Below are 17462 nucleotides of genomic sequence, written 5' to 3' on the forward strand. Positions count from 1 at the left end.
GTGTGTTAGGAAGTTAAGAAGGAGAAGTGGCAAAGGGGAGGAGAATAGCTCTAAAAGTACGCTGTAACTTGTTGCTGACAGTCATTCGGTGTCATGTTTTTATTAAAACTTCTGATCACTTAAGGCTTTGTGTACACTACGGCTTCATGTCAGAGCAATAAAACAAACGTTATGCAAATTTCTTCTAACTTCGACAGCGGCAATATTCAAGTATTAGCAGCTAATGATCCAAGCGATATTCAACTAGCCATTAACAAAGATAACGGCTCAGAATTCTATCAATGGTTTCACTTTAAATTACACAACAATGAGCGTGTTGAGCATAACATTCGCATCGTCAACGCTGGGCAATCAGCCTATGTAGAAGGCTGGCACGATTATCAAGCGGTGGCTTCGTACGATCGCGAGCATTGGTTCCGCGTGCCTACCGAATTTGATGGCCAAGAGCTTAAAATCGCGTTTATGCCGGAATTTGATTCGGTTTATTTTGCTTACTTCCAGCCTTACAGCTATGAGCGCCATCAAGACCTATTGCATCAAGCGCAATTAGACATCGACTGTGAACTACAGGTATTAGGTCAAACCTTAGATGGTCGTGATATGTCATTGTTAAAAATAGGTGAAGAAGGGGCCGACAAAAAAGCCGTTTGGATCACTGCTCGCCAACACCCTGGTGAAACGATGGCGGAATGGTTTGTCGAAGGCTTTATTGACCGTTTATTAGATGAAGATGACGGTGTTGCACGAGCACTACTAAACAAAGCTGTATTCTACATTGTGCCGAACATGAACCCAGATGGCAGTGTTCGTGGCCACTTAAGAACTAATGCGATTGGTGTTAACTTAAACCGTGAATGGCAGTCGCCATCAATGGAACAAAGCCCGGAAGTTTTCCACGTCACAGAAAAAATGAAGCAGACAGGTGTTGATATGCACCTTGATATTCATGGTGATGAAGCGTTACCTTATAACTTCGTTGCTGGTTGTGAAGGCTGTCCTTCATACGACGAACGTCATAAAACGTTAGAAGACAAATTTAAACAAGTGCTTTTAGCGATTACGCCTGAATTCCAAGATGAAAAAGGCTACGACAAAGATGAGCCAGGCCAAGCTAACTTAACTGTAGGTAGCAACTGGGTTGGTGAAACCTTTAAGTGTTTAGCTTATACCATTGAAATGCCATTTAAAGACAATGCTTTATTGCCAGATTATAGCGTTGGCTGGTCAGGTGAACGAAGCAGCTTATTTGGTCGCGACGTCTTAACAGCGGTTTACCATGTGGTAGACGATCTGCGATAAAAATAACGATTTCAGGAAACATGACAATAAAAACAATAACAATATTGGAGTTAATTAGTGTTAGAACTAGTCAATACGCTTAACAGCGTGATATGGAGCCCTGCGCTTATTTACTTGTGCCTAGGCGCAGGTTTGTTTTTCTCAGTTATTACCCGTTTTGTGCAAGTTCGCCATTTTCGCGAAATGTGGCGCCTGCTGCTGTCAGGAAAAAGCTCTGAGCAGGGTATTTCTTCCTTTCAGGCATTAGCGGTTTCACTCTCTGGCCGCGTTGGTACGGGTAACATTGCAGGTGTTGCCGCGGCAATCGGTTTCGGTGGCCCTGGCGCGGTATTTTGGATGTGGGTTGTGGCGTTTTTTGGTGCTGCGACTGCTTATATCGAATCTACGAATGCACAAATATTCAAAGAAGAGCACGATGGTTTATACCGTGGTGGCCCAGCTTATTACATTGAAAAAGCAATGGGTCAAAAATGGTATGCATGGATATTTGCCATAGCAACCATTTTAGCCTGTGGTGTGTTGTTACCAACGGTGCAGTCAAACAGTATTGGTGAAGCGGTGACTATGGTCTTTGGTCAAGGGCATATTGTTGACACGGCCTTTGGCCCACTTGCTATCACTAAAGTGTATACTGCGGTTGCCATTGTGTTATTGCTTGGCTTTATCATCTTCGGTGGTGTTAAGCGTATAGCTAATTTCACTCAGGTTGTCGTGCCATTTATGGCATTGGCATACATCATTATTGCTTGTGTGATGATCGCGCTTAATATCGATAAATTGCCAGGCGTTTTCATGATGATTATCAACGATGCATTCTCACCAATGGCTGGTGTTGGTGCGGCTATTGGTTGGGGTGTTAAACGCGGTGTATATTCAAATGAAGCTGGTCAAGGTACTGGCCCTCATGCGGCAGCTGCTGCCGAGGTTAAGCATCCTGCTCAGCAAGGCCTAGTACAAGCTTTCTCTGTTTACATTGACACGCTATTTGTTTGTTCAGCAACAGCCTTTATGATTTTAATCACGGGTGCGTACAATGTTCACGGCGCTGGCGATGCCTTTATTATTCAAAATGTAGCCGCTGATGTTGCTGCTAACAGCCCAGCATTTACCCAAATTGCTGTGGAAGGCATGCTACCAGGCATTGGTAAACCATTTATTGCATTGGCCTTGTTCTTCTTTGCGTTTACCACTATTTTGGCTTACTACTTTATTGCGGAAAACAATGTTGCTTACATCAAGCGTACGTTCAAAATCCCTGCGTTAACCTTCTTGTTAAAAGTTGCAATTATGGTGGCGACTTTCTACGGTACGGTAAAAGCAGCAGATATTGCATGGGGCTTAGGTGATGTTGGCGTTGGCTTAATGGCCTGGTTAAACATTATTGGTATTTTAGTGATTTTCTTTATGGCTAAACCAGCGATTAAAGCACTGAAAGACTATGAACGTCAGCAGCAAGAAGGGGTTGAAGAGTATAGTTTTGACCCTGATAAGCTAGGCATAAAAAATGCCGACATTTGGCGCGATAAAAAATAATCGATAATCCAAGAAAAAACGCCCGCAAGGGCGTTTTTTTTGGTTAAAATACCGAGGTATTTAGAAAAACAGGAAGCTATATGGCTGTTATCAATTGCCCGTCTTGCCGTAAAAAAATATCTGATAAAAGTGAATCTTGTAGCCATTGTGGCGTTCCGCTTAAGGGCGTAGACCAAGAAAAACTCGCCAGTTTTGAGCGTGAAAAACGCATTAAGCAGCAACAATCGTTAATGACGCATTCCTTTATCGCCATGTTGCTATTTTGTGGCGGTTTCTTGTTTTTGTTTTGGCAAAACGCTCAGCCAGGTAGCTGGCAGTATGTTACCGCCATGAGTAGCACAGTGATCGGTTTCATTCTGTATATCGTTACTCGCGTTAGAATTTTATTAGTGAAAAGAAAATTAAAATAAATGGATATCATTCAAGTTGTAGATAATCTTTCTGAGGATATGTTTGAACGTTTCAAGTGTGCCGCAGAAACGGGAAAGTGGCCAGAAGGCACCAACGTCGATCAAGCACAGCGCGATACTGCTATGCAGATTGTAATGGCGTATCAGGCACGTGTACTTAAATCAAAAGAAATGCTCACTGTTGGTGAAAATGGTGAAATTGTCAGTAAAAGCAAACGTGAGTTGAAGGCTGAATTTAGTCATAACCAAGAGCAATCTTCAACAACCCTTGAACAGAACAATATTGCTAGGTTTACGGATCTATGATCTTTTCAAAGTTATTCGCTTCAAAAGCGAATTGGCAGCACCAAGACCCAAGCGTTCGGGTTAGCTGCATCGAGCAAGAATTACAATTAAACGAAGCACAAGATGAGCAAATTATTCGCCAGCTTGCCAGCGAAGACGAGAGTGCGCTTGTGCGACGTGCTGCGCTGTTAAAATTGAATGATTATACGCTTTGGCAACAGGCGCTAACTAACGACAGTGCCGGTTCAATTCGCCGAGTAGCTGAGCAAAAAATTGTTGAACACATCGCCAGTGACGACACCCAATTAAGCATTGAAAAGCGAATAGAGTTTGGTGAGCAGCTAAATAAAGCGTTAGCTGAACAGGTTTTAAACCAAACCAATTCGATTGACCTTATTTTGGCATTGTTTAGCAAGCTTGATAAGCCTCACTTGCTGGTGAGTATCGCGCAGCAAAAGAATCAACTAGCGTTATGGCAATATATTATTGATAACAATAGTGACATCGATTCGCTGGAAAAGCTTGCCAAGAAAGTTAACCTTGAGTCGGCATCAACGCTGTTAAATAATAAAATTACGGCGCTAAAAGAAGCTGAACAAGCACCGATAAAAATTACCAAAGATGCTCAATTGAACTTGTCTAAGCTATTAGCACTGAAAGATGTGACTGACTATGGTGTTGTTTTATCAAAGCGTGCTGAGTTAGAAAAAGAATGGCAAGTGCTATGCGAGCAATTTCAGCTACTCTCAGAAGAAAGCGCGCAAACGTTCAATGAAAAATACGTAACGATTAACGCTACATTAGATAAGGTTTTCATTGCTAAAGCAGAGCAGTACCAACAAGCACAAATAGCAGCCAAAGTTGCCCAGCAGCAACAAGACCAACAGCAAGGTTTTGAGCAATTTTTATCGTCAACAACACAAGCAATAAGTGAAGCTATTTTTGAAAATGCTAGTCTTGATGAGCAGCAATTGCTGAATGATATTGCAGAATTTGAACGTCAAGTAAAAGCGTCGGTGCTTAGTGAACAAGCGGTAAAATCGTTGTTGGTACACTCACAAGAGCTGACCAACAAGCTTTCCAAAGTGAATGAAATTGCCGCTTCTGTTGCTAATGCTACGCAGTTAATTGCCAGAATGTCGCAGCAAACGCCACCAGTAAGCCAATCAGAATTATCTGACAAGCAAGGTATCTTTAAATCTTGGCTTAGAGATTGGCAAGAAAATATGCGCCAAGCCAGTGGCGTATTGCCTGAATCAATTATTGCTGCGTACAAAGAAGTAAAAACAGCTTGGTTAGCAGCGTTAGCGCCGCTTGAAAAAGAGCAAGAGCAATTGCTGCGTCAAACCCAGCGTAAAGTGTCTGACTTGAAACGTTTGTTAGCGTCGGGCAAATACAATGCGGCATTTGGTGTATTTAACAAATTCAAACGCGCCTATAAAGAGTTGACGGAAGAGCTTCAACGTAAGCTACATCGTGATTTTGAGCATTTGTCAGAGAAAATGGCAGAGTTAAGTGACTGGGAACACTACATTGCCACGCCACGTAAGAAAGAGTTACTGCAAGAAATTAAAACGCTTGCTGAGACTCCACTCGATAATCCGAATGAGCAAGCTGACAAAGTTAAATGGTATAGAAAAACGTGGAATACATTAGGTCACGCCGATGAAGAAGTTGATCGTGAATTAAACCAAGCGTTTAACCAGGCTTGCGAGCAAGCCTTTGCTCCTTGTCGTTTGTTTTACGCGGAACAAGAAAAAATTCGCGATGCACATTTAGCTACACGTAAAGAACTGATTGAACATCTGAAGTTGCTTACTGAACAGCTATCTAGCAAGGATATTGATTTTAAGACGATAGAGTCGAGCTTTAACAAGTTAAATCAACAGTGGCGAAATGCCGGAGATGTCGATCGCAAAGTTTATCGCAATATCAACCAAGAATATCAAACGCTCTCTAAGCCTGTGCGTACAGCGATTAATCATTATCACGACGACAATGAAAAAGCCAAGCAGGCGTTAATTGATGAGGCACAATCACTCGCTTGTCATATGGACGATGAGCAAGCTGTTTTTGATGCGGTTAACCGTGTCAAACGACTGCAAGAACAATGGAAGACAGTTGGATACGCTGGTGCGAAAAAAGAAAACCGTTTATGGCAACAGTTTCGCGCCGTAAATGATCAAATATTTGGTCAGCGACAACAAGTGCAGTCAAAACACAAGCAAGAAAGTGCCGAGCAATTGTCTTCAGTAAAAGCTACGCTTGAAGCACTCAATGCTAAGCTAACAGCAGAAACCACAACGCCTAGTGACATAAAGGCCTTGCAAAACGAGGCTGAGCAGTTGAAACAGCAACTTCTTGGGGAGTCACACCCAAATAAAACGGCGCTAGGCCAAGTGAGTCAGTTTGTCAACGAATGCCAAAGCAAACTTGAGTTGTTGTTGGCACAAAGCAGTAAAAAGGACTGGCAACAGGTTTTTGCTTTATTTGAGCAAATTGCGCAAGAAAGTCTTACCCGTCAGGCTTGTAAAGATACAGCAGCGTATGACAGCTTGTCTAAAGCAAGCAAGCGTAAAGTGTTTGAGCATTTATCTGAGCAGAGCGCTGAAAATCGCTTAGCGCTAACCATTACGTTAGAGATTATTGCTGGCGTAGAGTCACCAGCACAAGACCAAGCGCAGCGCAGAACAATTCAAGTTGAGCTCATGCAACAAAAAATGAACTCTGGTGAATTAACGTCTGCTGAAGATAAGCTTTGGTCTTGGCTAAATGATGGACAATTAACGGCAGAAGACTTGCCGTTAATAGAGCGAGTAAAAAGAATTTTTTGCTAGTCGTTTAGGTTTAGGCTTGGGCTTATGCTTAAGTAAAAATAAGATGCGTTGGTGGCTATCACTATGAAAGTGATAGCTCTCCTCGCAGGTTTTCTTGCATAAGTTGACACAGTGTTTCATAAGGCAGGTTTTGACTTAACAAGAAGTGCAGCTTGGTTAAGGCAGCTTCCAATGTCATATCTGCGCCACTAATTAGGCCACATTGGCTTAAACTTGAGCCTGTTGCATAACCACCCATATTTACCTTGCCTTTGACACACTGGCTAAGGTTTAGAATTAAAATCCTTTTCTCTGTCGCTTGCTTAAGTACACTTAGTAGCTGTTCATCTTGTGGGGCATTACCCACACCATAACTTCTTAAAATTAAGGCTTTAACCGGCTGTTGTAATACGTTGCTAATTAGCTCATGACTAATTCCTGGATACAAATGAACTACGCCAACAGGTTGCGGTGTAATTGGCACGAGTTTAAGCGTTTGTCGCGCTTCTTTCGCTGTTGTATCGGCTAGCGTTGTTTCATCGGCAAGCCTTCCAGCCTTTATTTTAATATCTATACCGGCTTCAAGTAGTGGTTCCATGTTCGGTGAATCAAAGGCGTTAAAACCATCAGCATAGGCTTTAATACTTCGATTACCGCGAAATAGCTTGTTATTAAAATACAAACCCACTTCATTGATTGGATAGTTAGCGGCAATAAATAAAGAATTCAGTAAGTTCTCTTGTCCGTCGGAACGTAATTGACTAAAAGGGATCTGCGAACCCGTCACAATAATGGGCTTACTGAGGTGCTGAAACATAAATGATAGAGCAGAGGCGGTATACGCCATAGTGTCTGTGCCGTGCAGCACGACAAAGGCGTCAAAGTCGTCGTAATGTTGGTAGATATCATCAGCAATACGTTGCCAGTCTTTTGGGGTCATATTTGATGAGTCAATTAACGGCTCATATTCATTGATGACAAAGTCTGGCATTTCTGCGCGATGAAAATCAGGTGTACGATTGATAGCATCGGTTAAGTGACCTTTAACGGGAATGTACCCTTGATCACTTTGCTTCATGCCGATAGTACCGCCTGTGTAGGCGACATAAATGTTTTTCTTCATTGTAGGTAAAAAAAGCCCCGAGTAATCGGGGCATTAAGAATTAATTTACCTCACAAGTCAAACAAAATGAGTATATGCCTTGTGGGTCGTTAAATTGTTCGAGTTGTTTAACCTCGTCGATAACTTGCTGCACGATTTGGCGAGCTTGTCCCATATGGGCAATTGGTGAAGAAGATTGATATTCATAACCTATTTTTTCAGCAACGAATGCGCTGCTGTCCACTAGGTTTTGCCAGAACAAATCTTGAGGGCTCAATTCGCGCTCAATTAACACTTGTTCAAAGTCTTCAAGCTTAGCTAGATCTGCTGCAATATTAACAGCTTCGTCTAGCGAGCCTAGCTCGTCAACTAAGCCAAGCTCTTGCGCCTTAATGCCTGACCACACTCTACCTTGTGCAACTTTATCTACTTGCTGCTTGGTCATCGCTCGGTTTTCTGCCACTAGCGAAATGAAGTCTTCGTAACCGCGATTAATGCTTAATTGAAATAACTTCGACATACCTTCAGAAAGTGGGCGGGTTACACCAAAACCAGCAATATCAGTAGTACCAACGCCGTCGGTGTGAATACCAAGTTTGCCAAGCGTATTTTCTAACGTCATAAACATGCCAAAAATACCAATTGAACCTGTAATCGTGGTTGGTGACGCGACAATTTTATCTGCAGATGCTGAAATCCAGTAACCACCAGATGCCGCAACACTACCCATAGAGGCGACAACAGGCTTACCCGCCTGCTTTAACAGTTCTACTTCTTGGCGAATGATTTCTGATGCATAAGCACTGCCGCCTGGGCTATCAACACGCAGTACAACAGCCTTTACTTGCTTGTCAAAACGGGCGCGTTTTAATAGTTTAGCTGTGCTATCGCCACCAATGGTACCAGGTGCTTGGTTACCATTTAAAATCGTGCCTTTTGCAACGACAACAGCAACTTTATCACTACCGTTTGTATCTAACGGGAATGGAGGTTTAATCGCCTTAAGGTAAGACTTATAGTTGATGTGCTTAAAGTATTCACCACTGGCGTTTTTGCCAACACGAGACATTAAATCGTTAACCATTTCATCGCGAGTTTTTAGTGAATCTACCCACTGGTTTTGCTTCGCGTATTCAGCAAAACTGCCATTAGCCTCGCTAAATTTAGTTAACAAAGATTCAATGTTTTCGTCGAAATTAGTTGTTTCAAAACTGCGCTCTTTAGCAACATCTTTTTTATATTCTTGCCACAGGTCGTTTAACCATAATTGATTTGCTGCTTTCGCTTCCTCAGACATATCGTCGCGAATGTAAGGCTCAACCGCTGACTTGTAGGTGCCTACCCGGAAAATATGAGGGCTGATGGCGAGCTTTTCTAACGCTGATTTGAAATAAAGTTGATAGCGACCAAAACCATCGAGCAGTAAATAGCCTTTTGGATCTAACCATATCTCGTCGGCGTAGCTAGCGAGATAATATTGTCCTTGTGAATATGAATCGCCAAGAGCAATCACGTGTTTGTCGGCAGCTTTAAAGTCATTTAATGCTTGACCAATATCTTGTAACTTGCTCAAACCGCCGCGACCAAGTTGATCTAACTTAAGTACTAAAAGCTTGATGCGATCATCATTTTTTGCATGCTCAATTGCTGAAAGTACATTGCTCACTAACACTTCGGGTCTTTCTTCTTTTTGGCCTAAAGCTTCGTTAAATAATGCATCCATTGGATCGATAGCCACTTTTTGCTCTACCAAGTCACCACGCAAATTAAGCACGAGTGCTGAATTTTCTGGGACGGTGACTTGCGTATCGTCACTGCTAATAATGCCAATGATAGCGATAATGATCGCGAGAAAAATTAGGTTTACTACAAGTTTGCGACTTGTGTCGACAACACGCCAACTCGCTGAAAAAAATCGTCTAATAAGGCCAGGATTACTATTCATTCATATTTTCCACTACATCGGATTGAGAAGTTACCGTCATGGTACTAATGCTACATAATTTATTAACTTGCAGTAGTAAATTTTGTAAAATTTATTATCTTTAAATATAACAAATACGTAGGAGAATTATTTTGGGTTTTCTACGGTCTAGTCCAACTATATTATTTAACACAACAAAAGTGAACTTATGAACTTACCTTCTTTATATCAAAGTTTTACTCAACAGCTTTCAAAACTTGACGGTATTCCAGCGCTGTTAATTCGTTTATATCTTGCTCCTGTATTCATCATTGCTGGTTATTCTAAATTACAACTTGGCAACCCAGATGTTACCGGTTTAGCATCGCTGGCTGCGGATCCAAACATTGTCAATTGGTTTGGCAACACGGAATGGGGCTTAGGTTTACCATTCCCAACACTGTTGGCAAATTTAGCAGCATGGACTGAGTTTTTAGGTGGTTGGTTGTTGATTATCGGTTTATTCACGCGCTTAATCTCAATTCCGCTAATGTTCACTATGGTTGTTGCCGCAACAAGTGTGCACGCTGACAATGGTTGGTTCGCCATCACGCCGACAAACCCAGATACAAGCCCAGCAAAAATGGTTGCTTGGTTAGGCTTTGACAGTGCAAAAGCGAGCTTAGAAAATTCAGAAGAAACGTCAGTACGCTTAAATAAAATGCGCGATATTTTAGATGAGAATGGCAACACCAACTGGTTGTATGAAAATGGTAATATTGTTGTGCTAAACAATGGTATTGAGTTTGCTGTAACTTATTTCATCATGCTACTTGCGCTTTTCTTTATTGGTGCCGGTCGCTTTACGAGTGCCGATCACTTCGTTCGTGCACGATTTTTGTCTGCTGATTAATAATAAATAGTGGAGAAATTAGCTATTTTTATAAACCCGCACTAAGTGCGGGTTTTTATTATTTTTATATTCATTACAATGAAAGGACTACAACACAGATAAACATAGATAAAAGTACGCTAGTGATCGATTTTCTACTTCAACGCCAATCAAATCCAAACTTAACCTTACCTGCGCCAAGCGAACATGAGCTTGAACAAATGCTGCAAGCCGCAATGTCAGTGCCTGATCACGGTGGTTTAACGCCATTTAACATTATCGTTGTTAAAGAAGAAGCCCGCGCTTCACTGGCACAAGCGTTCAAACAATCAGCACAGGTCAACAGTGGTGATGAATTTAAAGTGACTAAAGCGGAAAAAATGCCATTTCGCTCGCCAATGATGATTGTTGTCGCGACTAATTACCAAGAACATCCGAAGGTACCCAAGGAAGAGCAGTTAATTACCGCAGGCTGCGCCGTTTACGCTATGCAAATGGCCGCGGTAGCATTGGGTTATCAAGCGATGTGGCGCACTGGCGATATGGCGCATTGTGAAATCGTAAAGCAGTCGCTAAACGTAGCAGCAGAGCAAGATATTGTTGGCTATTTATATGTTGGTACAGAGAGCAAAGTACTGCCAAGTAAGCCACGAAAATCGTTTGAAACAGTGACCCGTTATTTGGGTTAATACCCGTTGCTAGTTTTAGCGATGCTGGTCGACAAGAATGGGGTTGCCATCTGGGTCTAACACTACAAAACTTGCAGGTCCTTCGCTATTGCTATCAGCTTGCGTCACAAAATTCACGCCATCGGCTAATAACTGAGCTTGGATTTTTCGTACATCGTCAAAGTTTGTTAAAGGTTGTGCGCTTTGATCCCAGCCTGGATTAAAAGTGAGTGTGTTGTTATCTAACATTCCTTCGAACAAGCCAATAATATGCTTGTCTTCGTTTTGTAAAATTAACCACTTTTGTTCGATATCTCCGCCAAATTGAGTGAAGCCTAGTTTTTGATAAAACTCATAAGAGAGCTTAATGTCTTTAACATTTAAGCTGATTGAAAATGCGCCAAGTTTCATGTGTGTTCCTCTTTTGTGCGTTTCTCATTTATGTATAGCTCAGTTGGTTTTAAAGTCCTTTGGTTTAATAAAATGACACAATGCAAAGCTATTTCGCGTTAAATCTTGCCATGAAATAGGACCAATAGATGTTAGTTGCGCATAGCCAGCTGTCGGTATGTTGTCTATGTCGCTACCCGTTAAATAGTTGCACAGGTCAGTTAGAGCAGGGTTGTGGCCTATAACGACAAGGTTACTGATGTGAAGCTCTAAACTTTGTAAATAGGCCAACAGGGCAGATGCGTTGAACGTGTATAGCTGTGTTTTTGTGTGCCACTGCAATTGAATATTCGGAAGACTGTTTGCGATTCCTTCAATAGTTTGTTGTGCGCGTATCGCGTTGCTAACAATTACCTGCTGAAAGTCACAACCTAATTCAGCTATTTTGGGTGCTATTATCCGACAACTTTGCTTGCCTCTTTGATTGAGTGGCCGCTCAATATCCTCGAGCATAGGGTTATCCCAGCTCGATTTGGCATGCCTGATCAAATGTAAGGTTATTTTTTCCACCTTTCTAATGTAGCCAATCTTGGCAATTCCTGCTGGCAAATAATGGTTTGAAGAGGTTGGAAGAGCCAATTATTTAATTCGTGATATCAATCTCTTGGTTGTGATCACTAAGTTCTTTGTTGAAATAACCTTTACTCTCTTCTATTCGTTAATAGGGCGTTTGAAAAATGTTCAGAATAAAAGAGCGAAAAGATAATAAGGAGAACTTGTCGATGATGAAGAGGCAAAAACGTGATCGTCACGATAGAGCACACTCTAAAGGTTACCAAGCAGGCGTCGCAGGGCGCTCTAAAGAAATGTGTCCATATCAAAACAGTGAAGCAAAATCTGAGTGGCTAGGTGGTTGGCGAGAGGCCATTGCCGATAAACAGCAAGGTTTATTCAAGTAGAAAACAACATAATTGAAAATACAAATAGTAGAAAAGCAAAAGCCCGACTTGTCGTCGGGCTTTTGTGTTTTGTCTGTTCAAGTATTTAACATCAAGCTTTGAATTAAAAGCTTGATGTATCTGTAAATAAACCAACTTTTAGATCAGTTGCGGTATAAATCACTTTGCCATCCACAGAAACGGTACCGTCAGCAATACCCATAAACAGCTTACGCTTGATCACTCGTTTAAGCTGAATGTTATAAGTTACTTTTTTCGCTGTAGGTAATATTTGGCCCGTAAATTTAACTTCGCCAACACCTAATGCACGGCCACGTCCTGGACCGCCTGCCCATGCTAAGTAAAAGCCTACAAGTTGCCACATAGCATCTAGACCTAAACAGCCTGGCATTACCGGATCACCTTTGAAGTGGCAATCAAAAAACCAAAGGTCGGGATTAATATCAAGTTCGGCAATGATTTCACCCTTACCAAACTCACCACCTTCTTCGGTAATAAGATTGATACGGTCCATCATCAGCATGTTGTCAGCGGGCAATTTACTGTTACCTTCACCAAAAAAGTCGGTGGTACCGGCTAACACTAAGTCTTCTTTGCTGAATGCGTTTTTTTGTTCCATATTTTTTCTGTTCATTAATCATTGCTGTAATTTAGAGTAGCTACTTTAGCGAACACTTGTACACTAAACAACTCGGAGCAGTTATTTTGTTGCAATTTCGATGGTTATGCGTAACCATCAGTAGCGTATATTAATTGAGCTTAATGACAAGGAGATGACATGGCGTTAAGCAATGCAGAAAAACAGCGGCGTTATCGCGAACGTCAAAAAGAAAATGGTAAAAAGGAAATGCGCGGCTATCTATCGAAAGAAGCGTTGGAATGTTATGAGCTAATCCAAGAACAAACCAACTGGTCTGATTCTGTTATTTTAAGCAATGCGGTTAGGCTAACTTATGCGGCTTATAAAAATGGCCAAATAGGATTACTAAATAATTGGTTAACAAAGAATAAGCTTTAGTCAAAAGGTGTTTATACGCCTAATTTATAAGCGTTTTATGGAATTAATTAATTGTCATAATAGGTAATTCACTATATAGTTTTGATCTATCTCTGAATATGTTCGTAGAGCAAAATACTAACAACAATGCTTAGACGAATAATGCAATAGCAATGAAAAACATAATAAAAAACTCAGGGATAACAATGTATAACAAAACAAAGGTAGATGCTCTTGATTAACGTTCTTTTAGTTGACGATCATGAATTGGTCCGTACAGGGATACGCAAGATACTTGACGAAGTTAAAGGAATTAAAGTCATCAGCGAAGCTGAAACCGGTGAAGAGGCTGTGCAGTTCTGTCGTAAGGAACAGCAACCTGATGTTGTCTTGATGGACATGAACATGCCGGGCATTGGTGGTTTAGAAGCAACGAAGAAAATCATCCGCTATGCACCTGATGTTAAAGTTATTGTCTTAACTATCCATAGTGAAGACCCTTTCCCGACAAAAGTGATGCAAATAGGTGCCGCTGGCTATTTAACCAAGGGCGCAGGGCCAGATGAAATGGTCAATGCTATCCGCGCGGTTAACAGTGGGCAACGTTATATAACGCCTGAAATTGCGCAACAAATGGCGCTCAATCAATTCAAATCTACAGAAGAGAATCCATTTAACGCGCTATCAGAGCGTGAGTTACAGATTATGTGGATGATCACTCGAGGTGAGAAAGTGCCAGATATTTCTGAGCAACTGGTACTAAGTACTAAAACGATCAATAGTTATCGTTATCGGATGTTTGATAAGCTTAACGTGAGCAATGACGTTGAACTTACCCATTTGGCAATTCGCCACGGCATGTTAAAAACAGAAAAATTCTAGAGTCGCCTTGCCTGAACAAACAGAATCATCTGAACTTTCCACACAAAGTTCACCAACTGCACAAACTTTTGATCACCAGTCGTTTCTTAAAACGGTAACGGAAAAGGCTGGTGTTTATCGCATGTATAACCTTGAGCAAGAAGTTATTTATGTAGGTAAAGCCAAAAATCTTAAAAAACGCCTCGCCAGTTATTTTCGCAAAGACGTTGCCAGTGTCAAAACCAAAGCCTTAGTGCGGCAAATACTGGCGATTGACGTGACCATCACCCATACCGAGGGTGAAGCATTAATTCTTGAAAATAACTACATTAAAAAGTACCAGCCTAAATACAACATTCTGTTGCGTGATGATAAGTCGTATCCGTACTTACTGATCACTAGCCATAAACACCCCAAGCTTGGTATGCATCGCGGTGTAAAAAGGCAAAAGGGCGAGTACTTTGGCCCATTCCCAAGCCCCGGTGCTGTTTGGGAGTCACTGCGCTTAATGCAAAAGATTTTTCCCATTCGACAATGTGAAGACAGCTATTATCGCGCCAGAACACGCCCGTGTTTGCAGTATCAATTGGGCCGATGTTCCGCACCTTGCGTGGATAAAATTTCAGAGCCCGACTATCAGCAGCAAGTTAGCCTTGCCAAGTTATTTCTTCGCGGTAAAAGCTCACAGGTGATTGATACTCTCGTTGGCCGTATGGAAGAAGCGAGTATGGCACTTGAATTTGAGCAGGCGGCACGTTATCGCGATCAAATAGCGACGCTTCGCAAAGTTCAGCAACAGCAATTTGTTAGCGGTGTCGCTGCAGAAATGGATGTTATTGGTTTGTACCGTAAAGGGGCGCAAGTGTGTCTACATGTGTTATTTGTTCGCGATCATAAAATTCTCGGCAGTAAAAGCTACTATCCAACATTAATGGCAGAAGATACCGACGAAGAAATTATTGCTGCTTTTATTGGCCAACATTACTTAGTCAATGAAGCATTTCAAGGCGCAATTCCGAAAGAAATTGTGATCGACCATAAAATTGAAAGTGCCAGCGAATTGTCAGCCTTGTTGTCAGCGCAGTCGGAATACGAAGTTAAAATTTCGAGCAATGTGCGCCAAGAGCGAAAACAGTATTTAAAGCTTGCTGCAACGAATGCTGAACAAGCACTGATCACTCGCAATAGTGAAAAAGAATCAATGCATAAACGCTTTGAACAATTAAACGAAGTGTTTGAATTAGACCAGCAAATAGAGCGGTTAGAGTGTTTTGATATCAGCCATACCATGGGGCAACAAACGGTTGCGTCTTGTGTGGTGTTTAATACTGAAGGGCCGTTGAAAAGCGATTATCGCCGATACAATGTTAAAGGGATAACGCCGGGTGATGATTATGCCGCCATGGCATTCGCGCTAAACAAGCGCTATGGCAAAGTCACTGACGAAGATAAATTACCAGATATTGTTTTTATTGATGGTGGTAAAGGGCAGTTAGCTAAAGCGGAAGAGTTTTTCGCCTCATTATCGCTCACTAAAATACCGCTGTTAGTGGGGGTAGCAAAAGGGGAGTCGCGTAAGCCAGGCTTAGAAACGCTTATTCTCGCTGGTAGCCACCAACTTATTTCATTGCCAGCTACGTCTCCAGCATTGCATTTAGTACAACACATTCGCGATGAGTCGCACCGATTTGCGATAACGGGTCATCGTGCCAAACGACAAAAGCACGCGAAAACTTCCTCGCTTGAATCTATTCCAGGTATCGGCGCTAAGAAGCGTCAAGCTCTGCTTAAATACCTTGGTGGTATGCAGGAAGTAAAAAATGCCGATGTTAAAACCTTAGAGAAAGTGCCAGGCATCAGCCAAACCCTCGCGCAAAATATATATGATGCGCTGCATGACAATTAGTTTAATAACTGTGTAGAATAGCTTCACAAACTGCCGTTGCTATAGAGATGATGTTTGATTGTCTTCTATATAGTAGCGGTAGCAACGATAAGAATAGCTTTGTGAAGTATCTATGTGGACCATTCCTAACCAAATTACCTTATTTCGAATTGTATTAATTCCTGTATTTATCATTGTTTTCTATTTACCTGTCTCATGGAATCATTTCGGTGCGTTTGCCATTTTCTGGTTAGCAGCGGTGAGTGATGCATTAGATGGCTACCTAGCTAGAAAGCTTAATCAATCTTCGGCATTTGGTGCCTTTATTGATCCTGTCGCCGATAAACTTATGGTCGCTTCAGCGCTGATTATGATTGCTGAAGATTATGCCGTGTGGTGGATCTCGGTTCCGGCGATGATAATGATCGCCCGCGAAATTTTTATTAGTGCCTTACGAGAACTGATGTCATCTAAAGGCAAGCGCGACACCGTAGCGGTGTCAACATTAGGAAAATATAAAACGGCTGCACAAATGCTCGGGATCATGGGGTTAATTTGGCAACCAGATTACGATATTCCGTTGATTGTGTTTAATTTCCCACATGAAATTTTAATGGGAGCTGCTTATTTGTTCTATTTCATTGCGACTGTCTTGACGGTCTCAACTATGGTGAGTTATTTCAAAGCTGCATGGCCTGATTTAAAAGCGGAATAAATGCTTGTTTTTGTCGCGAAAAAGCTAAAAAAACATCACATTAAACGCTTTTTAATCACTTGAAATATTTTTGATATTTAATTGTTGACTCCCATTAATATCAATGTAGAATGCACCACCAGTTGACAGGGAGTCAGCGTCAGGAAGCGGCTGTAGCTCAGTTGGTAGAGCACCACCTTGCCAAGGTGGATGTCACGAGTTCGAGCCTCGTCAGCCGCTCCAATTTCTCTTTCTTTTAAGAGGTAACTTCAAGGAATACTACCCAGTCGTAGTGATATGGCGGGTTGGCAGAGTGGCTATGCAGCGGATTGCAAATCCGTGGACCTCGGTTCGACTCCGGGACCCGCCTCCATGATGCCCGGGTGGTGGAATTGGTAGACACAAGGGATTTAAAATCCCTCGCTTGTAAGAGCGTGCCGGTTCAAGTCCGGCCCTGGGTACCATTTCACTTCGAACGGTGTTGTATAAAGAAGTTGTCATAGAGAAATAGGTGCGTTAGAATGCGCGCCGCAATTTACGAAGCGGCTGTAGCTCAGTTGGTAGAGCACCACCTTGCCAAGGTGGATGTCACGAGTTCGAGCCTCGTCAGCCGCTCCAAATTTTACTACTCAGTTCAAGATGAATGAGTGGCATTACTTAAACAGTAAGCAGTGCCCGGGTGGTGGAATTGGTAGACACAAGGGATTTAAAATCCCTCGCTTGTAAGAGCGTGCCGGTTCAAGTCCGGCCCTGGGTACCATTTCATCT

17 protein-coding genes and 5 tRNA genes are annotated in these 17462 nt (G+C 42.0%); 17 read left to right on the forward strand and 5 right to left on the reverse strand.

All coding sequences use genetic code 11. The features are described from left to right. Positions 1-171: 171 nt before the first annotated feature. The 5 genes from ACSLUR_RS18585 to ACSLUR_RS18605 all read left to right on the forward strand — a co-directional run bounded on the left by ACSLUR_RS18585 (position 172) and on the right by ACSLUR_RS18605 (position 6364). Positions 172-1299 (forward strand): M14 family metallopeptidase, encoded by a 1128-nt coding sequence (locus tag ACSLUR_RS18585; protein WP_448556801.1) that lies wholly within the window; start codon positions 172-174, stop codon positions 1297-1299. Positions 1300-1356: 57 nt separating this feature from the next. After that, on the forward strand, positions 1357-2832 hold the full coding sequence (locus ACSLUR_RS18590) for an alanine/glycine:cation symporter family protein (RefSeq protein ID WP_448556803.1): 1476 nt from the start codon (positions 1357-1359) through the stop codon (positions 2830-2832). An 80-nt stretch (positions 2833-2912) separates the two neighbouring features. Then, positions 2913-3242: a zinc ribbon domain-containing protein gene (locus ACSLUR_RS18595; protein ID WP_116000340.1), complete on the forward strand. Its 330-nt coding sequence runs from the start codon at positions 2913-2915 to the stop codon at positions 3240-3242. Beyond that, the gene (locus ACSLUR_RS18600; RefSeq protein ID WP_448556805.1) at positions 3243-3548 is read left to right on the forward strand and encodes a YeaC family protein; all 306 of its coding nucleotides are present in this window, start codon (positions 3243-3245) and stop codon (positions 3546-3548) included. Then, positions 3545-6364: a DUF349 domain-containing protein gene (locus ACSLUR_RS18605; protein ID WP_448556807.1), complete on the forward strand. Its 2820-nt coding sequence runs from the start codon at positions 3545-3547 to the stop codon at positions 6362-6364. Before ACSLUR_RS18600 ends, ACSLUR_RS18605 begins: the two co-directional genes overlap by 4 nt. A 61-nt stretch (positions 6365-6425) precedes the next feature. Here the strand turns inward: ACSLUR_RS18605 and ansA are convergent, their stop codons facing one another. Next, positions 6426-7466, reverse strand: a complete 1041-nt coding sequence (gene ansA / locus ACSLUR_RS18610) for an asparaginase (RefSeq protein WP_448556809.1) — start codon at positions 7464-7466, stop codon at positions 6426-6428. Between the two features lie 40 nt (positions 7467-7506). After that, the gene (gene sppA / locus ACSLUR_RS18615; RefSeq protein ID WP_448556811.1) at positions 7507-9390 is read right to left on the reverse strand and encodes a signal peptide peptidase SppA; all 1884 of its coding nucleotides are present in this window, start codon (positions 9388-9390) and stop codon (positions 7507-7509) included. A gap of 187 nt (positions 9391-9577) precedes the next feature. Between sppA and ACSLUR_RS18620 the strand changes: the two genes are divergently transcribed. Next, the gene (locus tag ACSLUR_RS18620) at positions 9578-10261 is read left to right on the forward strand and encodes an HvfX family Cu-binding RiPP maturation protein (RefSeq protein ID WP_448556813.1); all 684 of its coding nucleotides are present in this window, start codon (positions 9578-9580) and stop codon (positions 10259-10261) included. Between the two features lie 122 nt (positions 10262-10383). Next, positions 10384-10929: a nitroreductase family protein gene (locus ACSLUR_RS18625; protein WP_448556815.1), complete on the forward strand. Its 546-nt coding sequence runs from the start codon at positions 10384-10386 to the stop codon at positions 10927-10929. A gap of 15 nt (positions 10930-10944) precedes the next feature. On the opposite strand, the gene ACSLUR_RS18630 is transcribed toward ACSLUR_RS18625, so the two are convergent. Both ACSLUR_RS18630 and ACSLUR_RS18635 read right to left on the reverse strand, forming a co-directional pair. Beyond that, positions 10945-11319: a VOC family protein gene (locus ACSLUR_RS18630; protein WP_448556816.1), complete on the reverse strand. Its 375-nt coding sequence runs from the start codon at positions 11317-11319 to the stop codon at positions 10945-10947. Positions 11320-11358: 39 nt separating this feature from the next. Next, positions 11359-11937 carry a SixA phosphatase family protein gene (locus ACSLUR_RS18635; protein WP_448556818.1) on the reverse strand — a complete coding sequence of 193 codons (579 nt, stop codon included), beginning with the start codon at positions 11935-11937 and terminating at the stop codon, positions 11359-11361. 146 nt (positions 11938-12083) lie between these two features. On the opposite strand from ACSLUR_RS18635, the gene rmf reads away from it, so the two are divergent. After that, positions 12084-12257, forward strand: coding sequence for a ribosome modulation factor (rmf, locus tag ACSLUR_RS18640; protein ID WP_116002378.1), 174 nt, complete (start codon positions 12084-12086; stop codon positions 12255-12257). Between the two features lie 103 nt (positions 12258-12360). Here rmf and fabA read toward each other — a convergent pair whose 3' ends face one another. Further along, the gene (gene fabA / locus ACSLUR_RS18645; RefSeq protein WP_116002377.1) at positions 12361-12876 is read right to left on the reverse strand and encodes a bifunctional 3-hydroxydecanoyl-ACP dehydratase/trans-2-decenoyl-ACP isomerase; all 516 of its coding nucleotides are present in this window, start codon (positions 12874-12876) and stop codon (positions 12361-12363) included. 159 nt (positions 12877-13035) lie between these two features. On the opposite strand from fabA, the gene ACSLUR_RS18650 reads away from it, so the two are divergent. From ACSLUR_RS18650 to ACSLUR_RS18690, 9 genes are all read left to right on the forward strand, one after another. Further along, entirely contained in the window at positions 13036-13275 is a 240-nt protein-coding gene (locus ACSLUR_RS18650) for a hypothetical protein (protein ID WP_116000332.1), read from the forward strand. 213 nt (positions 13276-13488) lie between these two features. Beyond that, positions 13489-14136 carry a UvrY/SirA/GacA family response regulator transcription factor gene (uvrY, locus tag ACSLUR_RS18655; RefSeq protein WP_116002376.1) on the forward strand — a complete coding sequence of 216 codons (648 nt, stop codon included), beginning with the start codon at positions 13489-13491 and terminating at the stop codon, positions 14134-14136. Positions 14137-14143: 7 nt separating this feature from the next. Beyond that, positions 14144-16021 (forward strand): excinuclease ABC subunit UvrC, encoded by a 1878-nt coding sequence (gene uvrC / locus ACSLUR_RS18660; RefSeq protein ID WP_448556821.1) that lies wholly within the window; start codon positions 14144-14146, stop codon positions 16019-16021. Between the two features lie 112 nt (positions 16022-16133). Next, entirely contained in the window at positions 16134-16715 is a 582-nt protein-coding gene (gene pgsA, locus ACSLUR_RS18665; protein ID WP_116000330.1) for a CDP-diacylglycerol--glycerol-3-phosphate 3-phosphatidyltransferase, read from the forward strand. Positions 16716-16861: 146 nt separating this feature from the next. Continuing rightward, positions 16862-16937 (forward strand) — tRNA-Gly (locus ACSLUR_RS18670). 56 nt (positions 16938-16993) lie between these two features. Continuing rightward, positions 16994-17067, forward strand: a tRNA-Cys gene (locus ACSLUR_RS18675). Positions 17068-17071: 4 nt separating this feature from the next. After that, positions 17072-17158, forward strand: a tRNA-Leu gene (locus ACSLUR_RS18680). 78 nt (positions 17159-17236) lie between these two features. Then, a tRNA-Gly gene (locus ACSLUR_RS18685) sits at positions 17237-17312 on the forward strand. A 55-nt stretch (positions 17313-17367) separates the two neighbouring features. Then, positions 17368-17454, forward strand: a tRNA-Leu gene (locus ACSLUR_RS18690). Positions 17455-17462 lie beyond the last annotated feature (8 nt).

It is taken from the genome of Thalassotalea montiporae (assembly GCF_053485855.1).